Consider the following 26342-nt stretch of genomic DNA (forward strand, 5'->3'; position numbering starts at 1 on the left):
CCCGGCCCGCCCTCAGCCGGGCGTCGCCGCCGGGGCCCGCAACACCAGCGGCACTAGGTAGCGGCGGGCGAAATCGCGGGCCTGGTGCATGTTGTAGATCGGGATGGCCGAATTCGGCGTCTTGACCAGCGAGATGATCAGCCGCCCGATCATTTCGCCGACGATCTCGGTGTCCAGATCGGCCGCCAGCTCGCCGCGCTCCTGCCAGCGGCGCAGCCAGGTGGCGATGTAGCCGCCGGTCATGGCGATCAGGTTCTCGTCGGTCAGGTAGGCGGTCAGTTCCCCCGCAGCGGGTGATTCGCGGATGCTTCGGGTCAGCAGCTTGGGCGCGGAGGCCTCGTGGACGAAGGCGGCGAAGACTTCGGCGATCCCTTCTTCCGGTGTCGTCGCCCGGCCGGCGACCTCGGAGACCAGCGTGCTCAGCCGCAGCGATTCGTCCATGATGGTGAGCCGCACCAGGTTTCGCTTGTGCCGGAACCGGCGGTACACCGTGGCGACACCGACACCGGCCGTGTCGGCGATGTCCTGCATGGTGGTGTTGGAAAATCCGCGCTCGGTAAAGCAGGTGCGGGCCGCGGTGACGATCGTGCGGGCCGTCGGATCGAGGGTGGCCAGACCGTCGGGCACCACACCGAGCAGCATTGCGGGGTCTACCATCTGGCCTCCAGCCGATCGGGGTGTGACGACGATTGTGCGCTAAGCGCCGAGCGCTTCGGCGATCTATTGTGCCGAATCAGGCACGATCGGGCGCGGCGAAGGAATCCAGCAGCACCGAGCGATAGCGGTCGCGCAGCCGCTCGTACCGGTAGCGGTTGTAGGCCAACGGTTCCAGGGTGAGTCGGCGCGGCAACCATCGCCAGCCCAGCTGCAGCGCGGCAACGTAGACGGCGCACTCCAGTTGCTCACGCGCGCCCCACCGCACTCCGAGCAGCCCGCGCATCGTCGGATGGGCGGCCGCGGCGGAACAGACGACCACCGGCCGCGACGCCAGCGTCATCAGCGCCGGCCATGCCAGCCGCACCAGTGGCCGAATCCGCCCGGATACCAACAACTTCGGGATGGGTGGCGCCACGAAGCTGCGGTTGGCGAATTGCAGGAATTCGTTGTCGGCCAAGTCTTTTGCGGCGACGGAGTCGTAGTATGCGAGCATGTCGCGCAGCGTCGCCGGCAGTTTCGCCTGCTTGCTGGGCAGCTCCAGGAATTGCAGCTCACCCCGCAGCGTCTGGTAGACGACCTCCTTTTCGGCGGCGGTGAGCCGGCGACCGCATACCCGCAGATAGGCCTGATACAGCAGGTTGAGGCCGCTCACCGCCACCCACATCCACACTTCGGGATCCAGTGCGCTGTAGCGGGTGTCGCTGAACGAGTCCTTGCCGACGCCCCGCACCTCCCGGTGCAATCGTTTCAGGTCGGCCCGCGACGCCCGCACGTCCGAGCTGTCGCCGAAGGTCGCCAGGGCGGTGAACGCGAAACTGCGGATGCCGCGGTCGGTGAAGTTATCGGCGAACCGTCCGCTGCGGTCCACCGCCGCGGCGATCTCGCGGTGCGCCACCTGGTCGAGGGCCAGGCGGCCGAACGCCGCCGCCAACGGTGATCCCGCGAACCACCGGACGTCGTCGGCCAGCTCCCGGTGTGCCGCATCCGGTTTCGGCGCCGCGCCGGATCCATTGCCGGGTTGCAGGAAACTCGCCGTCGTCGTCATGCCGCTCCTCCTTCTGATGGGTGAGGGTTCGGGTCACACCACGGTGGCCCCGATGCGGTGCCGCACCCGCATGTCCCACACCACCGCCTGCACACCGAGACGCGCCAAGAACCGCGGCGTGAACATGTCCAGCACTCCAAAGATGTGCTGCCAGCGGTCGAATCGGCGTTGCTGCGCGTCCGACCATGCGAACCCGAGCTTGTCGCGCAGCTGCGGGGGCAGGTAGCCCAGCGTCATGAACAGATTCCATCCGCCGAACAGGGCCGAGATGGGCGCGGGCAGGAAATCGAGGCGCGCGATGCCGATCAGATAGCTGCGCATCCGGTCGTCGAAGTCGAGTCGATCGAGTTGATCGCGCCAATAGCGGCCCGCGGCCGCCAGGTCGGCGGGCCACATGTCCCGCGGCACCTGCAGCATGGTCGCGAATACCGACGCGGCCTGGTGCACCGCCTCGGGGTCGCGCCGCGATCGGCCACCCCGCAGCTTGCGAGTGTCCTCGAAGACCGCGGCCATGCAGGAGGCCACCCAGAGTTGCAAGGCGGGGTCGAAGGCGTTGTAGCGCACCGGGCTTTGCGGCCCGGAGCGCACCCGAGCGTGCGCCGCGTTGACCGCCTCCCGGTAGACCTTGCGATCGTTGGCGTTTCCGGCGATGGCCACCGCGATGTAGGTGAAGGTGGTGCGGGCCCGTTTGAAGGGATGCTTGTACAGGTTGCCGCTGTCGACCTTGCTTTCCATCACGCCGTAGGCCACGCCCGAATTCGCCAGCTGCATCACGACGTTCGCCGCCCCGTACGCCGGGGACAGCCAGGGCGATATCTCCTCTGCCAGAAACGACGTGTCGACGGAATCGGTGTCCGCCCGCCGGGCACCTGGATCCGGCGGGAGCGGTGTGTCCTGCGGGCCGGTGGGCAGGGGATGGGCCATGCTGCGCCTTTCTGTGACCGACAGTTCAGGCGGATTCGGATCCCTCGGCCCCGCCCCTGATAGAAATCAAGGAAGATTCTATCGTCGAGTCTGGCACAGACCGGAGTCATTTGACAGGGCCGGCAACGGATTCCTTCGGGATGAGCGTGGCTACATGACCTTTGACCGCGACTGACCGGGCTGTTCCCTGCGCGCCCGCCCGGCGGACGACAGGCCCGGCCCCACCAGGCGGTAGGTCGCGGCGACCGGCTCTATCACCGAGCCCATCGGCCCGCGGACGGGTGACGACGAGCGGGTCAGCTCAGAAAGTTGTTGACCGCCGACGCGAGGTCCGGGGACGCCGACGTCGCGAGGTTCTGATAGCTGCCGCCGCTGAGCTGGGCGACCGCTTCCCAGGTCGTCCGGTCCGGATCGGCGCCGAAATCGATGACGTTCACCGCGATGGGCTTGGCCGGATCGGCGCTCTTGCGGATGAAGTCCTGCAGCCCCGGACCGTCCAGCGTCTGGTCGGTGTGCGGCCCTGCGGTGATCAACAGGATCGAATTGGTCTGGCCCGCATGATAATTGGTCTGCATGTCCTGGTAGAGCATCCGCAGCGTGGTGAATGACACCGCACCACCGCCCGACGAGTACTGCTTGTCCAGCGCGGCGGCCAGCGCGGCCGAACGCGGCTGACCGTTGACGGGGTCGGACAGCGGCCCGCTGGCCACCTCCGAACGGCCCTCGTGGCCGTCGAACGTCCACAGCCCCACCACCGCGGTCGCGGGTAGCGCCTTGATCTTGTCCTGCAGCGCTCCGACGACGTTGGCCAGCCGGGTTTTTCCGCCTTCCTGGCCGGGCATCGACTGGTCGAGCATGATGGTCGTGGCCTGCCCGCTCGACGGGCTGGCCATCGCCTCGGCGAGGGTGGCGCGCACCGGGTCGTCACCGACCGACAGCGTGGCCGGCAGCGCCGGGAAATCGGTGACGGGGCTGCTGGGCGGCTTGACCCCATTGACGCGGAAGCCGGCCTTGGCCAGCTTGGCCAGTTGGTCGGACTTGTGCATGAAGCGCGAGAACTCGCTGGCCGCCGAGGCCTGTTCGCGCGTCAGCCACGAACCGCTGAGCAGCACCGTGGGGTAGTCGGCGACCGCCGCCGACCCGGGCGGCAGCCAGAACGCCAAGGCGTCCTTGGCGTCCGGCAACGACTGTCCGTGCTGGAAGAGCTGCTGCTCGGTGGTGACCACCGCGTGCACCGGCGCGGTCGCGGCGTCACCCGGCTTCAACAGCGCGTTCATCGCCTCGGTCAGCGAGTTGTCGGCCAGCTTGGGTTGCGCGCTCAACAGGCTGCGCACCGCGCCTGTGCCCTGCGTTACCGGGGCGCCGGGCGGTACCGACGCTGCCGCCACCGCCTCTCCGGCCAGAAACGATGCGTCCGCGTTGCCGTTCATCGGCAGCGCCAAGCGCAGCGAACCCCACCCCGGTAAATTCAACCCCGCCAACGCATTCGGATTGGTTTGCAGCCCGGGCAGCGCCGCCCAGTTCTGGTTGGCCAGGGCCGACGCGAGTTGGGGCCGGATGGCCAGCAGCACCGGCGAGGTGGCCAGGGAATGGCTTTCGGTGACGGTTTTTTGCGCCGTGGCCCCGGCGAGTCGCGCGGCGGAAATCGAACTGCCCGGAATCCACAACGCAGGCTGGCCGCCCAGTTCCGCGGGCCACTTGCCGATGAAACCGTTGAGCACGGCGTCGGAGTTGGCCGGCTTGACGTTCACCACGATGCAACGGTCACCGACGGGCCCCGCGGATTTGTTGTAGCTCTCCGCGAGTTGCTGAATGGAGTCGGCGATCGACGGATCGGCGACGACGGGCACCGTTTCCTGGCCCCCGACGCAGCCGCCGGCCGCCTTGTGCGAACGCTTGGACAACGCGTCACCGAAGAAGCTCCACAGGATCACCGATCCCACCACGACCACGACCGCGACCAGCGCCACGATCACGCCGATGCTGACGCCGCGGCGGCCGGCCTCGCTGCGGTGACCGCCCCGCCAATCGCCGAGCCCGCGATGCCCGCCCCGAAAGAGCGACGGCGATGCGGCCGGCGGCTCCGGAGTCGACGGGGCCGCCTGCCGTGACGGGAATTCCGGGTAGTCGTCGGCGCTGTCTACGAGGGCATCCTCGGCCGGGTAGTAACCCTCGTGGGCATAGTCACCTTCGTCGGAATAGTCGCCCTCGTCGGAATAGAGGTCGGCTTCCTCGTCGCGGCCGGTAGCCCGGCGGCGATCACCTGCCTCTTCGCCTCGAGACGGCTCGTCGACGACGTCGTCGCGAGATGGCTCGTCGAGGGAGTCGTCAGGGTCGGGCGCACTGTGCCTACCCATAGCAGTGCCCTCGGCCTTTCCGTCGATCCATCGTTAACTCGGCGCCGATCTTAGTCACCGGCGGCCCTATGCCATGCTCGAACCCGAATTGAGCGGGCTCAGTTCGACTGTGGGCCGCGTGCCTTGGCTTCCCGCCGACGGCGATGCAGGATCGGCTCGGTGTAACCGTTGGGCTGCTGCGTTCCGGTCAGGATCAGATCCTGGGCGGCGAGGAACGCCAGGCTGTCGTCGAAGTTGGGCGCCATCGGCAGGTATGCCGCGTCCTTGGCGTTCTGTTCGTCGACCAGCGGGGCCATCCGCTCCAGGCTGGCCCGGACGTCCTCCTCGGTGATCACCCCGTGGCGCAGCCAGTTGGCCAGCAACTGACTCGAAATCCGCAGCGTGGCACGGTCTTCCATGAGCGCCACGTCGTGAATGTCGGGAACCTTCGAGCAGCCGACGCCCTGGGCGACCCAGCGCACCACGTAGCCCAGGATGGACTGGCAGTTGTTGTCGACCTCTTCGCGGATCTCCTCGGGAGCCCAGGCCAGTTCCTTGGCCAGCGGGATGGTCAGCAACTCCTCGATCTTGGTGCGCTTCTTGCCGGCGAGCTCCTCCTGCACGGCGCCCACGTCGACGTAGTGGTAGTGCATCGCATGCAGGGTGGCCGCGGTCGGCGAGGGCACCCACGCGGTGGTCGCGCCCGCCTTGGGCTGGCCGATCTTCTGTTCGACCATGTCGGCCATCAGCTCGGTCATCGCCCACATGCCCTTACCGATCTGGGCCTTGCCCTTGAAGCCGGCCGCCAGCCCGATGTCGACGTTGGCGTCCTCGTAGGCCTTGATCCACGCGGTGCTCTTCATCGCGCCCTTGCGGATCATCGGGCCGGCCTCCATCGAGGTGTGGATCTCGTCGCCGGTGCGGTCCAGGAAGCCGGTGTTGATGAACACGACCCGGTCGGCGGCGGCCTTGATGCAGGCCTTGAGGTTGACGGTGGTGCGCCGTTCCTCGTCCATGATGCCGACCTTCAGGGTGCCCTGGGGCAGACCGAGGACGTCTTCGACGCGGCTGAACAGCTCGCAGGTGTAGGCGACCTCGTCGGGGCCGTGCATCTTGGGCTTGACGATGTAGATGGATCCGGTGCGGCTGTTGGCCAGCGGGCCGTTCGCCTCACCGGTCTTGAGCCCGTGGATCGCGGTCAGGCCGGTGAACAGCGCATCCATGATGCCCTCGAACACCTCTGTTTCTTCGCCGTTGGCCTCGGTTCTGACGATCGCGTCGTTGGTCATCAGGTGCCCCACGTTGCGCACGAACAGCAGGCTGCGGCCGGGCAGCGTCAGCTCGCCATCGCCGTCGGGTGTGGAGTAGGTGCGGTCCTCGTTGAGCACCCGGGTGAAGCTCTTGCCGTCCTTGCTGACCTCTTCGGACAGATCGCCCTTGTTCAGGCCGAGCCAGTTGCGGTAGCCGAGCACCTTGTCGTCGGCGTCGACGGCGGCCACCGAGTCCTCGAAGTCCATGATCGTCGTGATGGCCGATTCCAGGACCACGTCCTTGATGCCCGCCGAGTCGGTCTTGCCGATCGGCGATTCCGGATCGATCAGGATCTCGATGTGCAGTCCGTGGTTGACCAGCAGGACCGACCAGCTGGGCGAGCCCAGTTCGCCGGTGTAGCCGGCGAACTTCTCCGGGCTGGCCAGGCCGACGGAGCCGTCGGCGGTCGCGACCTTGAGCTGGGCGTCCTCGACGGACAGGCCCGTCGCGTCGGCCCACGACCCGGACTCCAGCGGCACCGCTTCGTCGAGGAACTTGCGCGCGTAGGCGATGACCTTGTCGCCGCGGACCTTGTTGTAGCTCGACCCCTTTTCGGCGCCGTCGTCTTCCGGGATGACATCGGTGCCGTACAGGGCGTCATACAGCGAGCCCCAGCGGGCGTTGGCCGCGTTCAGCGCGAACCGCGCGTTGAGCACCGGAACCACCAGCTGCGGGCCGGCAGTCGTGGTGATCTCGTCGTCGACGCCGGAGGTCGTGATGGTGAAGTCGGCGGGTTCGGGCAGCAAGTAACCGATCTCGGTGAGGAACTTGCGGTACGCCTCGATGTCGAGCGGTTCGATGACGCGCTGCCGGTGCCACTTGTCGATCTGGGCCTGCAGCTCGTCACGCCGGCGCAGCAGATCCTGGTTCTTGGGGGTGAGGTCGGTGACCACCTTGTCGACGCCCGCCCAGAAGCTGTCCGGGTCGATGTCGGTGCCGGGCAACGCCTCGTTGTTCACGAAGTCGTAGAGCACCCGGGCGACCCGCAGGTTCCCCGCCGACACGCGATCAGTCATGATTCTCCTCCGTCATGGGCCGCACTGGACCGTCCGTGGGCCGGACGGGCCCAGATTGGCAATGTCATCAGCCTACCGAGCGCAGCGTGGCGAGCGTTATTCGCCCGACCCGCCAGGTGCAGGTCAGGCCGCGCTGACAGCCCCAAGAACGACGCTGCGGCGAGCACCGGGATCTGTGTCCAGCAACGCATGTTCCGCGCGCCAGCGGTCGTTCGCTCTCCAGCACTTTCTTAACTGGTAGCCGTGAAGATCATACGGGCTGCGGGCGAGCGTTCCGGCCGGCCAGTGTCGCTACGCCTCGCGCATGGTCCCGACGAGGTCTTCAACCAGGTCTTCCATCGCCACCATCGCGACCACGGCGCCGGTTTCGTCGGTCACCAACGCCAGATGGCTGTTGCTGCGGCGCATCCGGGACAGGGCATCGGCCAGCGGCAGTGACCGGGACAGCCGCGGCAGCGGCCGCACCATCGCCAGATCGATGACGGTGAGCGGATCGTCGTCGAGCGTCAGCACGTCCTTGATGTGCAGATATCCGACGAACACGCCGCTGACGCTGGCCACCGGGAACCGGGAGTAGCCGGTCTGGGCCAGGGCCTGCTCGACCGCCCCGACGGTCGGCCCCGAACCCGCCGCGGCCACCGGTACCGCATGCACCGCGGCCAGGGGAACCGCCACGTCACCGACGACGCGGTGGCGGATTTGCAGCGCCCGGGTCAGCCGGGTGCGTTCCTCGCGGTCCAGCAAGCCTTCGGATTCGGATTCCGCGATCATCTCGCTGAGCTCGACGGGCGAGACTGTGATCTCCAGCTCGTCCTTGGGTTCGACGCCGAACGCGCGCACCACCACGTTGGCGCACTTGTTGTAGAACACGATGAAGGGCCGGGCGGCGCGCACGTAGGCCAGATACGGCGGGACCAGCAGCATCGCGGTGCGCTCGGGGCCGGCCAGCGCGATGTTCTTCGGCACCATTTCGCCCAGCAGCACGTGCAGGGTCACCACGATCGCCAGCGCGATCGCGAACGACAGCGTGTGCAGCAGCGCCGGGTGAATGCCGGTGAGCCCCAGCGCGGTTCGCAGCACGTTGGACACCGCCGACTCGCCGATCCGCCCGAGCAGCAGGGACGCGGCCGTGACGCCCAACTGGGCACCGGCCAGCATCGACGGCAGTTGCTCCCCGGCGCGGATCACCGTGACCGCGGCCGCTTTGCCCTGCTCGGCCAGCGCCTCGAGGCGGTCGCGGCGCGCGGAGATCAGCGAGAACTCCGCGCCGACGAAGAACGCGTTGATGCCGATCAGCAGGCAGGCCAGCAGCAGGCCCATGGTGTCGCTCATCGGCGCCCCCCGGCGGCGGGGACCTCGCCGTGATTGCTCAGTTCGATCAGCTCGAGCAGGTCGATCCGGCGGCCGTCCATCCGGATGACCGTCGCCTGCCAGCGGGTCACCGCGTCCAGCAGGCCGTCGGCGTCGAGCGTGGGCAGCTTGACCGTGTCACCGGCCACCGGGATGTGACCGATCTCGCGCAGCACCAGCCCGCCGATGGTCTCGTAGGGGCCTTCGGGCGCCCGGAATCCGGTGGCGGCGGCCACCTCGTCGATGCGCAGCAGGCCCGACACCCGCCAGCCGCTGCCGGCGGGCACCACGTCCGGGGTGGCGTCGTCGTGCTCGTCGCGGACGTCGCCGACGATCTCTTCGATCAGGTCCTCCACGGTCACCATGCCTGCGGTGCCGCCGTATTCGTCGACGACCAGCGCGGTCTGCAGGCTGTTGGCCCGGATCTCGGCCATCACCGCGTCGCCGTCCAGGGTGGACGGCACCTTGGGAACGGGTTGGGCCACCGTGATCAGCCGGGTGCGGGCCCGTTCGGCGCGCGGGATGGCGAACACCTGCTTGACGTGCACGATGCCGACCGTCTCGTCCAGGTCGCCGTCGACGATGGGGAAGCGGGAGAATCCGGACTCGGCGGCCGCGGTCACCAGGTCGGCGACCGTGTCATCGGTCTGCAGCGCCACGATCTTGGACCGGGGCGTCATCAGCTCCTCGGCGCTCAGGGTGCCGAACTGCAGCGATCGGCGCACCAGGGCGGCCGTGGCGGCGTCCAGCGCGCCGCTGCGCGCCGACGAACGCACCAGCGACAACAGCTCCTGCGGTGAACGGGCCGACCGCAGCTCCTCGGCGGGTTCGACGCCCAGCCGGCGCACGACCCAGTTGGCCGCGCCGTTGGTCAGCCGGATCGCCGGGGTCAGCAGCAGCGAGAACAGCAGCTGGGCGCTCACGACCGCGCGGGCCGTGGACAGCGGCCGGGCCACCGCCAGGTATTTGGGGACGAGCTCGCCGAACACCATCGATACCGAGGTGACGATCACCAGCACCAGGAAGGCCATGATCGCGTCGCCGACGTTGTCGGGTATGCCGATGGCATCCAGCCACGGGTGCGGCAGGTCGTCCACCATGGGATCGGTCAGGTAACCGGCCGCCAGCGTGGTCACCGAGATGCCCAGCTGCGCGCCGGACAGCTGAAACGACAACCGGTGGTGGGCGCGGCGGATCCAGCGATCGCGCCGTCCGCCGCCGCGCGCGTTGGCCTCGACCGCGCTGCGGTCCAAGGTGGTCAGCGAGAACTCCGCGGCAACGAAGACGGCGTTGCCGAAGATGAGCACCGCGATCGCCACAACGCTGATCACGGCGACGGTGACGTTCATGGCCTACGCCGCCCCGGCGGGAAAGCGTTGACGAGCGGGGAACGCGCCGGGGGAGGCTCCGCGTCGGGCGATTCGTCTGACGGCCCGTGCGCCCGCAAGCCGATGGCCTGCACGGGTGCCTGCGGCACGTCGATCCTTTCGCTGCCAGATGGCGGGGCGGTCGCGGTTGCTTCCGTCTTTGCTGTCTTATGCTAGCCCGGGCCGCGGCCGCACGGCGCCGCCCAGTCCGGGCCACTCCGGTCAGCTCGGCTCATCGCACGGCCAGAGTATGGGTTGCCTAACCTTACCCGGTAGGCTCTGCCGCACTATGTCCGACGCTCAGACGCCGTCCATTCATGTTCTTCCGCGCGAACGCTTCGATATCCCCGATGAGGTCGCTCGCATTCCCCGACCACCGGTCCCCACGCTGGATCCGCCCTTCGAGATGCGCGTGGCGCGGCTCGACGACGTGGAGATGGTGACCGAGTGGATGAATCGCCCGCATCTGGCGCAGGCGTGGGAATACGACTGGCCCGCGCCGCGGTGGCGGCAGCACCTGAGCGCCCAGCTGGACGGGACGTATTCACTGCCATTGCTGGGCAGCATCCGCGGCAGGGATTGCGCCTACCTCGAATTATATTGGGGTGCAAAGGATTTGATCTCCCGCTATTATGACGCCGAGCCGTACGACCTGGGACTGCACGCCGCCATCGCGGACCTGAAACTGGTGAACCGAGGCCTGGGCCCGATGCTGTTGCCCCGGATCGTGGCCAGCGTCTTCTCGGCGGAGCCGCGGTGCCGGCGGGTCATGTTCGACCCCGATCACCGCAACACCACCGCGCGCAGGCTGTGCGAGTACGTGGGGTGTGAGTTCCTCGGTGAGCACGACACGACGAACCGGCGCATGGCGCTCTACGCGCTGAATGCCCCCACCATCGTCTCGTAGCCGCGGTAATCGGGCGCCATCCCGGCGGCCACCAACTCCCACAGCACCTCGTCGGTGCCGCCCCCGACCCGGGCCAGCTTCACGTCACGCCACCACGCCCCCACGGGCGTCTCGTCGACGAGATAGCCCGAGCCGCCGAAGATGTGCATGCACTCCGACATCACCTCCTCGCCGAGGCGGGCCGCGGTCACCTTGATTCCCGCGGCGGCGCGCAGGTCCAGGCGGCCCTGCGCCGCGATGCCGATCAGGCCGTGCCGCAGCAGATCGACCCGCGCCTGCAAATCGGCCATCCGCAGCCGCAGCGCCTGATGTTCGAACAGCGTGTGACCGAATTGGCGTCGAGTCATCATGCGGGCCAAGGTGATTCCGATCGCCCGCTGGCACGAGGCGGCGATCTGCCCGGCGATCGACATCCGTTCGTGCGCCAGGCCCCAGCTGATGGCGGCCAGCCCGGTGCCGGCCCGCGCGATCAGGGCGTCGGCGGGCACCCAGGTGTCGATGTGCACGGCGGCGGTGTCCAGCGGCCCGGCGCCGACCTTGCGGTAGGGGCGCTGCACGCTGACCTGCGCGGTGGGCACCGCGATCAGCGAGACGTTGCCGTGTTTGCTGGTGGAGTCGTGGTCGACGCTGCGCGCCACCACCATGATGTGGTCTGCGATGGGGGACAGCGACACGAACTTCTTGATGCCGCGAATGGCGAAACCGCCATTCCGAGAAGATATTTCGGTGCGAACGATCTGCAGATCCGAGCCGCCCGATTCCTCGGAGGCCCCGATGCACAGCACGACCTGGCCACGAATTGCCCGCTCGCAGAGGTCCTTGAGGTAGTCCGACCTGCCGAATCGGCGCAGCACGCAGATGGCCGAGTCGTGCAGGCTGACGCCGACCCCGATGCCGGCCGACGACAACCCGCCCAGCGCGAGCGCCAATTCCACCAGCCGCGCCACGTCGGGCAGCGGGCCGGAGCCCCACTTCTGGCTGAACACACCGCAGTCGCCTAGGTGCTCGATCAGCTCACGCGGAAAGCGTTGCTGCGCTTCGGCTTCGGCCGTCCAGGCCAGCACGCGGTCATTGAAGGCGCCGGCGAGCAGGCGCCGGTAGTCGTCGAGGGTGGGGTCGGATGCCCCGGTTGTCGCGGATGTCGTCGTCACTTAGTCCACCGCCTCCAGGGTGCGCCGGACTTCCCGCCGGCGCAGTTTGCCCGACGACGTTCGGGGCAGCGACCCCGGTGCCATGAAGATCACGTCGGAGGGAACGACGCCGCACAGGGATGCGACGCGCTGAATGATCTCGGCACGGGCGCCAGCCTGATCTGCCCCGCGGAATTCGGCCGCGACGATCAAGCCGGGGCGCGCGGACCGTTCACCGGTGGCCAGCGCCACGACGGCGCCCTCCCGGACGCCGCGGACTCCCGCGGCGACCGTCTCGATCTCGGTCGGGAAGATGTTGCGGCCGGCGAGGGTGATGAGCTCCTTGGCCCTGCCGCACACCACCAGCCCGCCCTCGTCGAAGAAGCCGAGATCGCCGGTGGGGAACCAGGTCTCGCGGTCCACGGGCGGGTGGTCGCGGTAGCCGTCCATCATCGACGCGCCGCGGATCTCGATCTCACCGATCTGACCCCGGGCGTCGTCGTGCGGCGCGATGCGGATCTCGGTGCCCGGAATCGGCTCGCCCAGTACGGCATGGCGACGCGACCCCGTCTCGTCGGCGACGCTGGCCACGCGCAGCCCGGTGCCCGGCGCCGGCACGGTGACGGCACAGGTCGATTCGGCCAGCCCATAGGACGGCGTGGCCGCGCCGGGGTCGAATCCGAACGGGGCCATCGCCTCGGCGAACCGCTGGTATCCCTCGCAGTCGACCGGTTCGCCGCCGTTGATGGCCACCCGCACGGCATCGAGGTCCACGCCGGAGACCCGGCGGGCATACCTGCCCAGCAGGTTGTAGGCGAAGTTGGGCGCGGCGGTGATCGTCGTCCTGCTCTCCGACAGCCAACTCAGCCAGCGAAACGGCGAGGCGGTGAAGGCCGCGGTGGGCGCCAGCCATAGCGACATCCCGCCCAGCGCGGAGGCGAGCAGGAAGGACAGGCCCATGTCGTGGTACAGCGGCAGCCACGAGCAGCCGACGTCGGCCGAGGTCACACCGAGGCGCTGATTGAGCCCGCGCAGGTTGGCCAGCACCGCGCCCGGCGAGAGCATGGCCGTCTTGGGCGAGCCGGTGGATCCCGCGGTCCCCTGCAAGATCGCCGGATTCGCGCCGGTGCCGACCGCGGAGCAGGAGCGGCCCGTATGCGCTGCCGCGGCAAGGCTTTCGATGACCATGTCGTCGGGGCCGGGCGGATCGAGCGCCTGCAAACCGTCCAGATGCGAGCCGTGGCTCAACACGGTGCGCACGCCGATGCCGCGGAAGCGGGTCAGCGTCGACGCCGCCCATTGCCGGCCCTCGGCGCCGCGGACCGGGCCGGGCAGGATCGACACGCCGGCGCCGGCGAGCCACGCGCCCGCGATGGCGGCGACGAACTCCAGCGTCGGCTCGCCGACGAGCCCCAGCGCGGCCGGGCGCCCCCGATCGAGCAGCCACGCGGCGATGCTCTCGGCCAGCCCGTGCACTTCCGGCCAGGGGTGGTGGCCCCACGTCGACGTCTCGCGGTCGAAGACAACCAGTTCGCTGGTGCCCGTGCGCATCGCGTCCGTCAGCGCCGCGGCCAGTTCACTCATCGCGAGGTTTCGCGGCGATCGCGGCCTGCAGGTCTGCGACCGTGTCGCAGCTCAGCAGTTCCTCTTCCGACAGCGAGACGCCCAGCCGCTCTTCGATCGCCACCATGCCCACGGCGAAGGCCACCGAATCCAGTCCGACGTCGTCGACCAGCCGTGCGTCGGGCGTCACGCGGGACGGGTCGACGTTGAGTTCGTCGCGCAAGATGCTGAGCAGTTCCGCGCTGACTTGAGAAGGGGAGGCCGAAGAGGTGGGGGAAGAGGAGGTCATGGCGCAGTAGGTTAGCAGCCTGAGTTAGGCAAGGCTAGCCTTACTGCGTTGTGTCACCACCCCTGCGGCAGCGGATGCCCCTCGGCGAACCCCGCCGTCGACTGCACCCCGATCACCACCCGGTCATACAGCTGCGCCAGGTTTGCGGCTCCGACATAGGTGCACGTGCTGCGCACCCCGGAGGTGATGTGATCGAGGAGGTCCTCGACGCCGCCGCGGGCCGGATCCAGCCCCATCCTCGACGTCGAGATGCCCTCCTCGAACAGCGCTTTGCGGGCCCGGTCGAACGCGGTGTCCGCCCCGCTACGCGCGGCCACCGCCCGTTTGGAGGCCATGCCGTAGCTCTCCTTGTACGGCTGGTCGTCGCGGTCGCGCATCAGGTCGCCGGGCGACTCGTAGGTGCCGGCGAACCACGACCCGATCATCACGTTGGAGGCCCCGGCGGCCAGCGCCAACGCCACGTCCCGCGGGTGCCGGACGCCGCCGTCGGCCCACACGTGCCCCCCCAATTCCCTTGCGGCCGAGGCGCATTCGACAACGGCGGAGAATTGGGGACGTCCGACACCGGTCATCATCCGGGTGGTGCACATCGCCCCCGGTCCGACACCGACCTTGACGATGTTGGCTCCGGCGTCCAGCAGGTCGCGGGTGCCCTCCGCCGAGACGACGTTGCCGGCCACCAGCGGTACCCCCAGCTGCAGCGCCGCGACGGTCCGGATCGCCTCGATGGTCTTGACCTGGTGCCCGTGCGCCGTGTCGATGACCAGCACGTCGATGCCGGCCTCGACCAGCGACCGCGCCTTGGCCCCGACGTCGCCGTTGATGCCGACGGCCGCGCCCACCCGCAGCCGCCCGTGCGCGTCGACGGCCGGGGTGTACAGGCCCGCGCGGATGGCGCCGGTGCGGGTCAGCACGCCGGCCAGCGCGCCGTCGGCGTTGGTCACGACCGCGACACCGAGGGGCGACTGCTCGAGCAGATCGAAGACCTTGCGCGGGTCCGTCCCCACGGGGGCACTGACGAAATCGGTCATCGCGACGTCGCGCACCCGGGTGAAACGATCCACGCCCAGGCACGACGACTCGCTCACCAGGCCGAGTGGGCGGCCCTCGAAGGCCACCACCGCGACACCGTGCGCGCGCTTGTGGATCAGCGCGGTCGCGTCGGACACCGAGTCGTCGGGCCCGAGCACCACCGGGGTGTCGAGCACCAGGTCGCGGCTCTTGACGAACTCCACCGTCTGCTGCACCGCGGTGATCGGGAGATCCTGGGGCAAGGTGACGAGGCCGCCGCGCCGCGCCACCGTCTCGGCCATCCGGCGCCCCGCCACCGCGGTCATGTTGGCGACGACGACGGGAATCGTGGTGCCGGAGCCGTCGTCGGTGGACAGGTCGACGTCGAAGCGGGACGCGACGTCCGAACGGTTGGGCATCACGAAGACGTCGTTGTAGGTCAGGTCGTATGCGGGTCTGTGCCCGTCGAGAAACCTCATCGCAGTGGCCCCACCAAACTCACGCCCCCTTCACGCCTTCGGTGCGCCCGCTACGCGGGCACTTCGGTGCGATCCCCGCTCCACAGTGTGTGGAAACGCTTGGCCGGGTCGTCGTCGATGCGGCCGTAGGTGTGCGCGCCGAAGAAGTCCCGCAGGCCCTGGGTGAGTGCGGCGGGCAGCCGCTCGGTGCGCAGCGCGTCGTAGTAGGACAGTGCCGAGGCGAAGCCGGGGATCGGGATGCCGAGTTCGGTGGCCTTCACCACGACCCGGCGCCAGCCGTCGATCGATTCCTCGATGGCGCTGCGGAAATAGGGCGCGACGATCAAAGACGGCAGGTCGGCGTCGTCGTCGAACGCCTCCTTGATCCGGTTGAGGAACTTGGCCCGGATGATGCAGCCGCCGCGCCAGATCGTCGCCATGTCGCCGGGGGTGATGCCCCAGTCGTACTCGGCGCTGCCCGCCTGGATCTGGTTGAAGCCCTGCGCGTAGGCGATGATTTTCGACGCGTACAGCGCCTTGCTCACGTCGTCGATGAATTGCGCCGCGGCGGTTGGCTTTTCACCCAGCCGACCGGAAGCCAGGCCGGTGGTGGCCTTGCGCTGGGCGACCGAGCCGGACAGGGCCCGGGCGAAAACGGCCTCGGCGATGCCGGTCACCGGCACCCCGAGGTCCAGCGCGGACTTCACCGTCCAGCGGCCGGTGCCCTTCTGCTCGGCCTCGTCGAGGATGAGGTCGACCAGCGGCTTGCCCGTCTTGGCGTCGGTCTGGCGCAGCACCTCGGCGGTGATCTCGATGAGAAAACTGTCCAGGTCGCCCTTGTTCCACTCGGCGAACACGTCGGCGATCTCGGGCGCGGTCTTGCCGAGTCCGTCCCGCAGCAGCTGGTAGGCCTCGCCGATCAGCTGCATGTCGGAGTATTCGATGCCGTTGTGCACCATCTTGACGAAGTGCCCGGCGCCGTCGGGGCCGATGTGGGTGCAGCACGGGACGCCGTCGACGTGCGCGGAGATCTCCTCGAGCAGCGGGCCCAGCGACTCGTACGACTCGGCCGGACCTCCCGGCATGATCGACGGACCGTTCAGCGCGCCCTCCTCACCGCCGGAGATGCCGGCGCCGACGAAGTGCAGCCCGCGCTCGCGGATGGCCTTCTCCCGGCGGATGGTGTCGGTGTAGAGGGCGTTGCCGCCGTCGATGATGATGTCGCCTTCTTCCATGGCCTCGGCGAGCTCGTTGATGACGGCGTCGGTGGGGTCACCGGCCTTGACCATGATCAGCACCCGGCGCGGTTTTTCCAGCGCGTCCAGGAACTCGGCGATGGTCTCCGATCGCACGAACGTGCCCTCGTCGCCGTGCTCCTTGAGCAGCGCATCCGTCTTGGCGACCGAGCGGTTGTGCAGCGCCACCGTGTAGCCGTGCCGGGCGAAGTTGCGGGCGATGTTCGAACCCATCACGGCCAGGCCCGTGACGCCGATCTGCGCGGTGCCGGTCTTGGATCCGGAGTGGGCATCCGACGGACTCATGTTGTCGCCTCTCAATGTGGAGAACTTTCCGAAAAGCTTTCGGTGACACTGTGGCACAGCGAACAGTGACGCGCCCGGGGTGCTCGGTTCTTGGCGGCGTCAGAGGTTGAACAGGCGTTCCAGCTCGGTGAGCCACGGGACGGCCAGCGCGACCGTGGGCACCACGAATACGGCGGCCGCGGCCAGGTACGCCGCCGCCGACAGCAGGGGACTGTTGCCGCGTCCACCCAGGCGGCGCACTCGCAGCACCGTGCTGGGGCCGCTGGCGGCGAGCGCGCCCGACGGGGCCCGCCCGGACGCGCAGGCGACCAGCGCCCGGGCCAGGGGAGCGCGACCGGCGGCGCGCACCGCGGCGTCGTCGGCGAGCAGCTCGACCAGCAACTGGACCGCGCCGAGCGCGTTGGCGCTGCGGACCAGTCGCGGGAAGGCCGCGTGCACGGCGGTGAAGGCTTCCAAGACCAGGTCGTGGCGCGCCCGAAGGTGGGCGCGCTCGTGGGTGAGGATGGCCTCCACCTCGGCGTCGGCGAGCGTGCTCAGCGTTCCCTCGCTGACCACCACGCGGCTGCGCACGCCGGGCAGGCAGTAGGCGAGCGGCTGGGGGACGTCCAACACGCGAAGGTCGCGGGTGCGGGCGCAGGGCTGGGACAGCGCCGCGCCGTGCCCGACTCCGACCAGGTCGACCACCATGCGATGGTGGGCCCGTCGTTTCCGGTTGGCGATGGCCACCCGGACCACGGCGACCATCAGCCGGGCGCCGACCAGCACGGTCAGCGCGAAGACGCTGACATATGCCGTCCACAGCGGCCAGCCGAGGCGGTCGGCGGCGCCGACGATGCTGGTCGTGGGACGCCCGTCGCGGCCGGGCATCAACAGTCGGGTGGCGATCGCGATACCGGCGCTGAACGCCGACAGCACCGCGGCCAGCGCCACGGCCTGCCAGAGCACCATGGCGGCGCGGGGAGCGCGCAGCGGCCAGCGCGCGCGTGCCAACATCGCCGGCACCGGACCGGTCAGTAGCACCGCGAGAATGGTGAAAGCCAGCGCGGACACACTGTAAGTGTCCCTCAGGCCTCCGGTGCAGCGCCAGCAGATGGCGAGTTATTGCGTTGATTGGCTTCCAGTTCGGCGAGCGCGCGCCGCAGCGCCTCGGCCTCGTCGGCGCCGACACGTTCCACGAAGTGCACCAGCGCGGCCTGCCTGCCCCCGGAATCTTCGGCCTGGGCCAGCGCGTCGACCATGAGTCCGGCGACCAGCTCGTCGCGACCGTGCACCGGCGCGTATCGGTGCGCCCGGTCGTCCCGGATCTGGGAGACCAGGTTCTTCTTGGCCAGCCGTTGCAGCACCGTCATGATCGTGGTGTAGGCGAGATCGCGGTGTGCCGACAACGCCTCATGGACCTGGCGAACGGTCTGCGGCTCGGGCGTGGACCACAGGTGGTCCATGACGGCCCGTTCCAGATCCCCCAGCCGAGTCAGTTTGGCCATAGTTCGTTCATCTCCTGAGCGTCGAAACCAGCGTACTCCGGCTTACTACCGACGGTCGTACGGAAAGCTGACAAATCACTGTGTCGGCCGCCGCGCGCGCCCCCGGGGCGAACAAGAAGAACAATACCCCTTGCAAAGTTAGGGCAGCCTTGCCTATGCTGATCGAGTCGAGCGATAACGGACCGTGTGAGAGTCCTGAGGGCTGCAGTGACCCCCGGTCTACTCGATCGGCGAGCCCCGTGCCTTCAAGGCACGGGGCTCAGCCGTTTCCGGGCCAGATCCCGCTGCGCAATCGCCTGCGGAGCCATGGTGTAGACACATGGGCGTGCCAGAGCCGCAGAACGCCATGATCCCGCCGGACTTCTCCGCACCCTTCGACCGCGAGATCGGGCTGCAATTCACCGAACTGAGCCCCGACGGGGCGCGCGCCCAGCTCGAGGTCACCCCCAAGCTGTTGCAGCCGATGGGTTTGGTGCACGGCGGCGTTTACTGCTCGATGATCGAAAGCATGGCGAGCGTGGCCGCCTACACGTGGCTGGCCACCCGCGGCGGCGGAAATGTGGTGGGTGTCAACAACAACACCGACTTTTTGCGCTCGATCGGCTCGGGCATGGTGTACGGCACCGTCGAGCCGATCCACCGCGGACGCAGCCAGCAGTTGTGGTTGGTCACCATCACCGACGACGAGGACCGCGTCGTCGCCCGCGGTCAGGTGCGACTGCAGAACCTCGAGATCCGCTGAACCGGCGAGCCGTGCCCGGCGGTCACTGAATTGCGTTGTCGGACAGGCTAACTGGCGCGTCTGGCCGCAGGCCGGTTGGCCTCGGCGGCGACCACCGCCAGCTGTTCGAGCCGGGTGCGGGCGAACGCCTGCTGCTCGGTGATGGTGAGCTGACCGCGCCGGGTGCTCAGGAACGTCACCGTCCAGGACAGCAGCGTGCTGATCTTGGTCTTGAACCCGACCAGGTACACCAGGTGCAGCACCAGCCACGCGAACCAGGCGAACAGGCCGCTGAACTCGACCGGGCCGATCTTGGCGACCGCGGAGAACCGCGACACCGTGGCCATGGAGCCCTTGTCGAAGTACTGGAAGGGCTCCCGGTCGGCGGGGTTGGCGCCACCGAGCTCGGCCTTGATGATGCTGGCGACGTACTTGGCGCCCTGAATGGCGCCCTGCGCCACACCCGGCACGCCCTCGACGGCGGCCAGGTCGCCGATCACGAACACGTTCGGGTGGCCGGGCACCGACAGGTCGGGCAGCACCTTGACGCGCCCGGCCCGGTCCAGTTCGACCGACGACTGATCGGCGAGGTCGCGGCCCAGCGGGCTGGCGGACACGCCGGCGGACCACACCTTGCACGCCGATTCGATGCGCCGCACGGTGCCGTCGGAGTCCTTGACCGTGATGCCGTTGCGGTCGACGTCGGTGACCATTGCTCCGAGCTGGATCTCCACGCCCAGCTTTTCCAGCCGGTCGGCCGCGCGCTTACCCAGCTTCTCGCCGAAGGGCGGCAGCACGGCCGGCGCGGCGTCAAGCAGGATCACCCGCGCCTTCGTCGAGTCGATGTGCCGGAAGGAGCCCCGCAACGTGTCCTTCGCCAATTCCGCTATCTGCCCGGCCATTTCGACGCCGGTGGGCCCGGCCCCGATCACCGTGAACGTCAGCAGCTTGGCCCGTCGCTCCGGATCACGAGAGCGCTCGGCCTGCTCGAACGCGCTCAGGATCCGGCCGCGCACCTCCAGGGCGTCGTCGATCGATTTCATGCCCGGCGCGAACTCGGCGAAATGGTCGTTGCCGAAATAGGACTGGCCGGCGCCGGCGGCGATGATCAGGCTGTCGTAGGGGGTGTCGTAGCTGTGCCCGAGCAGGTCGGACACCACGAACTTGCCCTCGAGATCGATGTGGGTGACGTCACCGAGCAGCACCTGGACGTTGCGCTGCCTGCGCAGCACGACCCGGGTGGGCGGTGCGATGTCGCCTTCGGACACGATGCCGGTCGCCACCTGGTACAGCAGCGGCTGGAAGAGGTGGTGGGTGGTCCGGGCGATCAGCTTGATGTCGACGTTGGCGTGCTTGAGTTTCTTCGCCGCGTTCAGCCCGCCGAAACCGGAGCCGATGATGACGACCTGGTGACGACGCTCCGGTCCATCTGTCGTTCCTGGCTGGGGGCTCATGTTTCCGCTGCTCCTGACGAGGGCTTCTGGACGCGCGACTGCAGTCAGACACCACGCTAGTCAGGCGGATACCCCCAAACCTAGCTGGCAACATGTGTAATCAAACACATCGTCTGTATCACTGCTGGTCGCCCACAGTGATACTCGTCATGCCGCGTGGGCCAGCGCGCTGAGCTGGCCAAAGACCTACAGGCCGACGATCGGACGCAGCGCGGCGCCGGCCGCCTCGATGACGCCGGGCGTGTAGAAGGGCAGGTTGATGATGACGCCGTCGATGCCCGCGTCGATCACCTTGGACTTGATCTGATCGGCGACCGAGTCCGGCGTCCCGACCACCATGCGTTGCGTCATCTCGGCGGGAATCTGGTCGAGGCTCGCGTTGTCGTCGATCAGCACCGTGGTCAGCGTGCTGGTCTCCAAAGTGGCGGGGTCGCGGTCCACTTCCTCGCAGGACCGGCGCACGGCGTCCAGCTTGCGCGGCAACTCGTCGAACCCCGCGATCACGTTGAGGTGGTCGAAATGCCGGGCGGCGAGCGGGATGGTCTTCTTCTCGCCGCTGCCGCCGATCATCAACGGAATGTGTTCGCGGAAACGGGGATTGGCGAACGCCTCGCTGGTTTGGTACCACTTGCCCGAGACGGTGGCCCGCTCGCCGGAGATCATCGGCAAGATGATCTCCAGGGCCTCGTCGAGCCGGTTGAACCTGTCGGTGAAGGTGCCGAATTCGAAGCCCAATTGCTCGTGCTCGAGCTGGAACCATCCCGTGCCGATGCCCAGAATCGCCCGTCCCTGACTCACCACGTCCAGCGTGGTGATGATCTTCGCGAGCAGGCTCGGGTGTCGATACGTGTTGCCGGTCACCAGCGTGCCTAGCTGCACCCGCTCGGTGGCGGTGGCCAGCGCCCCGAGGGCGGTGTAGGCCTCCAGCATCGGCTGATCGGGGGAGCCCAGCATCGGCAGCTGGTAGAAGTGGTCCATCACGAAAACCGAGTCGAATCCGGCGGATTCGGCTTCGCGGGCCTGGGCGATGACGGTGGGGAAGAGTTGGTCAACCCCGGTGCCGTAGGAAAAGTTGGGAATCTGCAGACCGAGTCGAATTGCCACGAGAATTACCGTAGCGACCGGCCCGGCCCGAAAGAAGGACGCGCGTTACGCCTCAGGCGAAACGGGCCAGCGCCACGTGGCTGACGTGCAGCGTCTGTCCCGTGATGTGGCGAGCCGCCGACGTGGTCAAGAACAGCGCCAACCGGGCGGTCTCGGTGGCCACCGGCGCCGGCGTGCGCGACAGCCCGTCGTAGCCGGCCTCGGCGCTGCGTCCACTCGCCACCACGTTGACGGTGATGCCGCGGGTGCCGAAGACACCCGCCTGGCCCGCGGCCCAGTTCGACAGCGCGGCTTTGATCGCGGCATCGGCGCTGCCGGCCGGCGGGTTCTCGGGCACCACGCTGATGATGGAGCCACCCGAGCGCAGGTGATCGCCCACGGCCTGCACGGTCAACACCGCCGAAAGCACCGTCGCGTCAAGGGCATTGCGCCACGCGCCGGCGGTATCGGCGATCGAATAGGTGCGCGGGTCGCCGGCCTCCCACGTGGGCGCGGGCACGTGGACGATGGTGTCCAGGTGATGCGGGAACAGGGGACGGGCCTCTTCGAGGCTGGCCGGGTCGGTGGTGTCGCAGACGATCGCCTCGACTTCCAGCTCTTTGGCCGCGATCTCCACGTCGCTCTTGCGCGCGCCCACCAGGGTCACCTTGTGGCCGTCATTGCGGAAGCCCTCGGCTACCGTGCGCCCCAGCTCCGTGTCTCCGCCGGTAACCAGCACCTCCACTGCCATGACCTCCTCGTGTGCACGCGCGTTATGGCATCGATCCCCCGATATGTTACTGGACAGTAGCTAGCCGGCGAAACTTTCGCCGGTGCGACGCGCGGATCAGTTGCGTAACTATTCGGCGGTCACTTTCTTGCGGCGATTCAGCCGCCGGGCGGACCGCATTATCGGCGGGCTAGGGTTCACCCATGCGTCGGATCGGGATGCAGGCCGCGGTGGTTTCGACGGTGCTGGCAGCGGGGCTGGCCGGATGCGGTTCGACGTCGCCGTCTGCGCAGCCCTCGCAGACCTCCGGCAAGGTGGTGGTGTTCGCCGCGGCCTCGCTCAAGCCGGCGTTCACCCAGCTCGCCCAGCAGTTCAAGACCCAGAATCCGGGTGTCGGCGTCGACTTCGAGTTCGCCGGCTCGTCCGATCTGGCGACCCAGCTGACGCAGGGCGCGACGGCCGACGTGTTCGCCTCGGCCGACACCGCGCAGATGGATACGGTCAGCAAGGCCGGCTTGCTGAGCGCCGACCCGACGAACTTCGCATCGAACACGCTGGTCATCGTGACCGCGCCGGGCAACCCGAAGCGCATCGGCTCCTTCGCCGATCTGGCCGGACCCGGCCTCACCGTGGTGACCTGCCAGCAGCCGGTGCCGTGCGGGGCGGCCACCCGGCGCGTCGAAGACAGCACCGGCGTGCGCCTCAACCCGATCAGCGAGGAACCCAGCGTGACCGATGCGCTCAACAAGGTCACCAGCGGCCAGGCCGACGCCGCGCTGGTCTATGTCACCGACGCCAAGAACGCCGGCGGCAAGGTCGCGACCGTGGCGTTCCCGGAGGCCGCCCGTGCGGTGAACGTCTATCCCATCGGCGTGCTGAAGAAGGCACCGCTCGCCACGCAGGCGCACAAGTTCGTCGACCTGGTGACCTCGCCGACCGGGCAGCAGATCCTGGCCGAGGCCGGCTTCGCGAAACCCTGAGCGCCGCCCATGCACCGGCCGACGGATCTGCCCCGCTGGGTCTACCTCCCCGCCGCGGCGGGAGCCGTCTTCGTGGTGCTGCCGCTGCTGGCCATCGCGGTCAAGGTCGACTGGCCGCATTTCTGGTCGCTGATCACCAGCTCGTCGTCGCGCACGGCGCTGTTGCTGAGCCTGAAGACCGCCGCCGCCAGCACGCTGCTGTGCGTGATGTTCGGGGTGCCGCTGGCGCTGGTGCTGGCGCGCAGCACGGCGCGGGTGGTCCGCGTGCTCCGGCCGCTGATCCTGCTGCCCCTGGTGCTGCCGCCCGTGGTGGGTGGCATCGCGCTGCTGTACGCGTTCGGCCGGCTCGGACTGCTCGGCCGGTATCTGGAGGCCGCCGGCATCGGCATCGCGTTCAGCACCACCGCCGTGGTGCTGGCGCAGACCTTCGTCTCGCTGCCGTTCCTGGTGATCTCCCTCGAGGGCGCCGCGCGCACCGCGGGCGCCGATTTCGAGCTGGTGGCCGCGACGCTGGGGGCGCGCCCGAGCGCCGTCTGGTGGCGGGTCACCTTGCCGCTGCTGTTGCCGGGGGTGGTCTCCGGGGCGGTGCTGGCCTTCGCCCGCTCGCTGGGGGAGTTCGGCGCGACGCTGACGTTCGCCGGATCCCGCCAGGGGGTGACCCGCACGCTGCCGCTGGAGATCTACCTGCAGCGGGTGACCGACGCCAATGCCGCTGTGGCGCTGTCGATCCTGCTGGTGGTCGTGGCGGCCCTGGTGGTGCTGGGCCTAGGCAGCCGCCGGCTGACCGGGACTGACACCGGGCAATCATGAGCGAATTGCAGCTGCGCGCGGTCGTCGCGGACCGCGGGGTGGACGTAGAGTTCTCGGTGTCCGCCGGTGAGGTGCTCGCCGTGCTCGGCCCCAACGGCGCGGGCAAATCGACCGTGCTGCATGTCATCGCCGGGCTGCTTCGGCCCGACCACGGGGTGGTGCGGCTGGGGGATCGGGTCCTGACGGACACCGCGGCCGGGACAAGCGTGGCGACGCACGATCGCCGGGTCGGTCTGCTGCTGCAGGACGCACTCCTGTTCCCGCACCTGAGCGTCGCCGCCAACGTCGCGTTCGGGCCGCACAGCCGCCGGGCGAGGTTTCGCGGCGCCCGCGCCGCCGAGACTGAGACGGCAATGCGCTGGCTGCGCGAGGTGGACGCGCAGGGCCTGGCCGACCGAAAGCCGCGGCAGCTGTCCGGCGGGCAGGCTCAGCGGGTCGCGATCGCCCGGGCGCTGGCCGCCGAACCCGACGTGTTGCTGCTCGATGAACCGCTGGCCGGCCTCGACGTCGCCGCGGCCGCCGCGATCCGGGCGGTGCTGCGCCGGGTGATCACCCGCATCGGCTGCGCGGCGGTCCTGGTCACCCATGACCTGTTGGACGTGTTCACCCTGGCCGATCGCGTCCTGGTGCTGGAGGCGGGCAAGATCGCCGAAATCGGTCCGGTCCCAGCCGTTCTCACCTCACCGCGCAGTCATTTCGCGGCCCGGATCGCCGGCATCAACCTGGTGAATGGAACCGTTGGCGGTGACGGCTCGCTGCGCGCGGACTCCGGCGACCGCTGGTATGCGGCCCCCGCGCAGGGCGGCGAAGGCTTTTCGCCGCAACAGCGCGCGATCGCGGTGTTTCCACCGACGGCGGTGGCCGTCTACCGCGACCGGCCGCACGGTAGCCCCCGCAACACCGTCGAGGTCACGGTCGCGGAAATGGATGTCCGCGGCCCCGCGGTGCTGGTGCGCGGTACGCAGCAACCCGACGGCGCCCCGGGCCTGGCCGCGGAGATCACCGTCGACGCCGCTTCGGAACTGCAGTTGGTGCCCGGCGACCGAGTGTGGTTCTCGGTCAAGGCCCATGAAGTGGCGCTGCATCCCGCCGCCCGGTGATCCGGCCGCCGAGGAGCCGCGCCGTCCGAACAAGGTTGCACATTGGCAACATCGGTAAATCGGCACCGCATTCGTCGCAATGCATCCTTGCGTCACAGCGGTAACACGGTAGGTTCGTCGCCATGGAGCAGGTGGATCCGACCTCGACCCGTCGCAAAGGACTGTGGACGACCCTGGCGATCACCACGGTGACCGGCGCCAGCGCAGTCGCCATCGCGTTGCCGGCAACCTCGAACGCCGATCCCGAGGTGCCGACCCCGGTCCCGCCGACCACGGCCACGGCCCCGCCCGGCGCGCCGGCGACCACGGTGCCCCCGGCCGCCCAGGCGCCGAACGGGCAACCGGCGCCCGGTGATCCCAACGCCGCCCCGCCGCCGCCGGCCAACCCGAACGGCGCCCCGCCGCCACCCGTCGACCCGAACGCGCCGCCGCCACCGCCGGCCGACCCGAACGCCGGGCGGATCACCAACGCGGTCGGGGGATTCAGCTACGTCCTGCCCGCCGGTTGGGTGGAGTCGGACGCGTCGCACCTCGACTACGGCTCGGCGCTGCTGAGCAAGGTCACCGGCCCACCGCCGATGCCTGACCAGCCGCCGGCCGTCGCCAACGACACCCGCATCGTGATGGGCCGCCTGGACCAAAAGCTCTACGCCAGTGCGGAAGCCAACAACGCCAAGGCCGCCGTGCGGCTGGGGTCGGACATGGGCGAGTTCTTCATGCCCTACCCCGGCACCCGGATCAACCAGGACGCCACCCCGCTCAACGGAAGCAACGGCAGCACCGGCAGCGCGTCGTATTACGAAGTCAAGTTCAGCGACGCGTCCAAGCCCAACGGCCAGATCTGGACGGGCGTCATCGGTGCGGCCAACGGCGGCACCGCCCAACGCTGGTTTGTGGTGTGGCTCGGAACCTCGAATGACCCGGTGGATCGGGGCGCGGCGAAGGCGCTCACCGAGTCGATCCAGGCCTGGACGCCGCCGGCGGCACCACCCGCCGTTCCGGGGGCCCCCGGTGCGCCCGCGCCGGCACCAGGAGCAGCGGTACCCGCGGCCCGGCCGCGCTACACCGACCCCGA

23 protein-coding genes are annotated in these 26342 nt (G+C 69.0%); 6 read left to right on the forward strand and 17 right to left on the reverse strand.

Translation table 11 applies throughout. The annotated features are described in order from the left end of the window. Positions 1 to 12: 12 nt before the first annotated feature. The 7 genes from DQP57_RS13570 to DQP57_RS13600 form a co-directional block, all read right to left on the reverse strand. Complete coding sequence (locus DQP57_RS13570; protein ID WP_112633430.1) at positions 13 to 657, reverse strand: TetR/AcrR family transcriptional regulator; 645 nt, start codon at positions 655 to 657, stop codon at positions 13 to 15. 76 nt (positions 658 to 733) lie between these two features. Then, positions 734 to 1702, reverse strand: a complete 969-nt coding sequence (locus DQP57_RS13575) for an oxygenase MpaB family protein (protein WP_112633431.1) — start codon at positions 1700 to 1702, stop codon at positions 734 to 736. A 33-nt stretch (positions 1703 to 1735) separates the two neighbouring features. Then, the gene (locus tag DQP57_RS13580; protein ID WP_112633432.1) at positions 1736 to 2626 is read right to left on the reverse strand and encodes an oxygenase MpaB family protein; all 891 of its coding nucleotides are present in this window, start codon (positions 2624 to 2626) and stop codon (positions 1736 to 1738) included. A gap of 296 nt (positions 2627 to 2922) precedes the next feature. Continuing rightward, entirely contained in the window at positions 2923 to 4983 is a 2061-nt protein-coding gene (locus DQP57_RS13585) for a substrate-binding domain-containing protein (RefSeq protein WP_112633433.1), read from the reverse strand. 98 nt (positions 4984 to 5081) lie between these two features. Then, a complete protein-coding gene (locus DQP57_RS13590) occupies positions 5082 to 7289 on the reverse strand; it encodes a malate synthase G (protein ID WP_112633434.1) in 2208 nt (735 codons plus the stop codon). A gap of 291 nt (positions 7290 to 7580) precedes the next feature. After that, positions 7581 to 8621: a hemolysin family protein gene (locus tag DQP57_RS13595; RefSeq protein ID WP_112633435.1), complete on the reverse strand. Its 1041-nt coding sequence runs from the start codon at positions 8619 to 8621 to the stop codon at positions 7581 to 7583. After that, a complete protein-coding gene (locus DQP57_RS13600) occupies positions 8618 to 9988 on the reverse strand; it encodes a hemolysin family protein (protein ID WP_112633436.1) in 1371 nt (456 codons plus the stop codon). Before DQP57_RS13600 ends, DQP57_RS13595 begins: the two co-directional genes overlap by 4 nt. Before the next feature lie 307 nt (positions 9989 to 10295). On the opposite strand from DQP57_RS13600, the gene DQP57_RS13605 reads away from it, so the two are divergent. Then, positions 10296 to 10913 carry a GNAT family N-acetyltransferase gene (locus DQP57_RS13605; protein WP_112633437.1) on the forward strand — a complete coding sequence of 206 codons (618 nt, stop codon included), beginning with the start codon at positions 10296 to 10298 and terminating at the stop codon, positions 10911 to 10913. Here the strand turns inward: DQP57_RS13605 and mbtN are convergent. The 7 genes from mbtN to DQP57_RS13640 form a co-directional block, all read right to left on the reverse strand. After that, positions 10880 to 12064, reverse strand: coding sequence for a mycobactin biosynthesis acyl-ACP dehydrogenase MbtN (mbtN, locus tag DQP57_RS13610; RefSeq protein WP_112633438.1), 1185 nt, complete (start codon positions 12062 to 12064; stop codon positions 10880 to 10882). The two genes, DQP57_RS13605 and mbtN, sit on opposite strands and share 34 nt — an antisense overlap. Beyond that, positions 12065 to 13627: a long-chain-fatty acid--ACP ligase MbtM gene (gene mbtM / locus DQP57_RS13615; protein WP_112633439.1), complete on the reverse strand. Its 1563-nt coding sequence runs from the start codon at positions 13625 to 13627 to the stop codon at positions 12065 to 12067. Beyond that, the gene (locus DQP57_RS13620) at positions 13620 to 13895 is read right to left on the reverse strand and encodes an acyl carrier protein (protein ID WP_112633440.1); all 276 of its coding nucleotides are present in this window, start codon (positions 13893 to 13895) and stop codon (positions 13620 to 13622) included. Before DQP57_RS13620 ends, mbtM begins: the two co-directional genes overlap by 8 nt. Positions 13896 to 13948: 53 nt before the next feature. After that, positions 13949 to 15385, reverse strand: coding sequence for a GuaB1 family IMP dehydrogenase-related protein (locus tag DQP57_RS13625; protein WP_112633441.1), 1437 nt, complete (start codon positions 15383 to 15385; stop codon positions 13949 to 13951). 50 nt (positions 15386 to 15435) lie between these two features. After that, positions 15436 to 16905 carry an NADP-dependent phosphogluconate dehydrogenase gene (gene gndA / locus DQP57_RS13630; RefSeq protein ID WP_112633442.1) on the reverse strand — a complete coding sequence of 490 codons (1470 nt, stop codon included), beginning with the start codon at positions 16903 to 16905 and terminating at the stop codon, positions 15436 to 15438. Between the two features lie 99 nt (positions 16906 to 17004). Continuing rightward, positions 17005 to 17955, reverse strand: a complete 951-nt coding sequence (locus tag DQP57_RS13635; protein WP_112633443.1) for a M56 family metallopeptidase — start codon at positions 17953 to 17955, stop codon at positions 17005 to 17007. A gap of 14 nt (positions 17956 to 17969) precedes the next feature. After that, positions 17970 to 18389 (reverse strand): BlaI/MecI/CopY family transcriptional regulator, encoded by a 420-nt coding sequence (locus DQP57_RS13640; protein WP_112633444.1) that lies wholly within the window; start codon positions 18387 to 18389, stop codon positions 17970 to 17972. Between the two features lie 346 nt (positions 18390 to 18735). Between DQP57_RS13640 and DQP57_RS13650 the strand changes: the two genes are divergently transcribed. Next, the gene (locus DQP57_RS13650; RefSeq protein WP_430919148.1) at positions 18736 to 19131 is read left to right on the forward strand and encodes a PaaI family thioesterase; all 396 of its coding nucleotides are present in this window, start codon (positions 18736 to 18738) and stop codon (positions 19129 to 19131) included. Positions 19132 to 19178: 47 nt separating this feature from the next. On the opposite strand, the gene DQP57_RS13655 is transcribed toward DQP57_RS13650, so the two are convergent. From DQP57_RS13655 to DQP57_RS13665, 3 genes are all read right to left on the reverse strand, one after another. Then, on the reverse strand, positions 19179 to 20564 hold the full coding sequence (locus tag DQP57_RS13655; RefSeq protein WP_112633445.1) for an NAD(P)/FAD-dependent oxidoreductase: 1386 nt from the start codon (positions 20562 to 20564) through the stop codon (positions 19179 to 19181). Positions 20565 to 20750: 186 nt separating this feature from the next. After that, entirely contained in the window at positions 20751 to 21674 is a 924-nt protein-coding gene (locus DQP57_RS13660) for an LLM class F420-dependent oxidoreductase (RefSeq protein ID WP_205869117.1), read from the reverse strand. A 46-nt stretch (positions 21675 to 21720) separates the two neighbouring features. Then, on the reverse strand, positions 21721 to 22398 hold the full coding sequence (locus DQP57_RS13665; protein ID WP_112633447.1) for an SDR family oxidoreductase: 678 nt from the start codon (positions 22396 to 22398) through the stop codon (positions 21721 to 21723). A 182-nt stretch (positions 22399 to 22580) separates the two neighbouring features. Here DQP57_RS13665 and modA point away from each other — a divergent pair, with 182 nt between their 5' ends. The 4 genes from modA to DQP57_RS13685 all read left to right on the forward strand — a co-directional run. Continuing rightward, positions 22581 to 23357 carry a molybdate ABC transporter substrate-binding protein gene (modA, locus tag DQP57_RS13670; protein WP_112633448.1) on the forward strand — a complete coding sequence of 259 codons (777 nt, stop codon included), beginning with the start codon at positions 22581 to 22583 and terminating at the stop codon, positions 23355 to 23357. A gap of 9 nt (positions 23358 to 23366) precedes the next feature. After that, on the forward strand, positions 23367 to 24167 hold the full coding sequence (locus DQP57_RS13675) for an ABC transporter permease (protein WP_112633449.1): 801 nt from the start codon (positions 23367 to 23369) through the stop codon (positions 24165 to 24167). Next, the gene (locus DQP57_RS13680) at positions 24164 to 25267 is read left to right on the forward strand and encodes a sulfate/molybdate ABC transporter ATP-binding protein (protein ID WP_112633450.1); all 1104 of its coding nucleotides are present in this window, start codon (positions 24164 to 24166) and stop codon (positions 25265 to 25267) included. The genes DQP57_RS13675 and DQP57_RS13680 overlap by 4 nt, the downstream gene beginning before the upstream one ends. Positions 25268 to 25389: 122 nt before the next feature. After that, on the forward strand, positions 25390 to 26342 hold a 953-nt coding region (locus DQP57_RS13685), incomplete at its 3' end, for an alanine and proline-rich secreted protein Apa (RefSeq protein ID WP_112633451.1).

Origin of the sequence: Mycobacterium colombiense, from assembly GCF_003284935.1 — a bacterium.
Classification (GTDB): domain Bacteria; phylum Actinomycetota; class Actinomycetes; order Mycobacteriales; family Mycobacteriaceae; genus Mycobacterium; species Mycobacterium arosiense_A.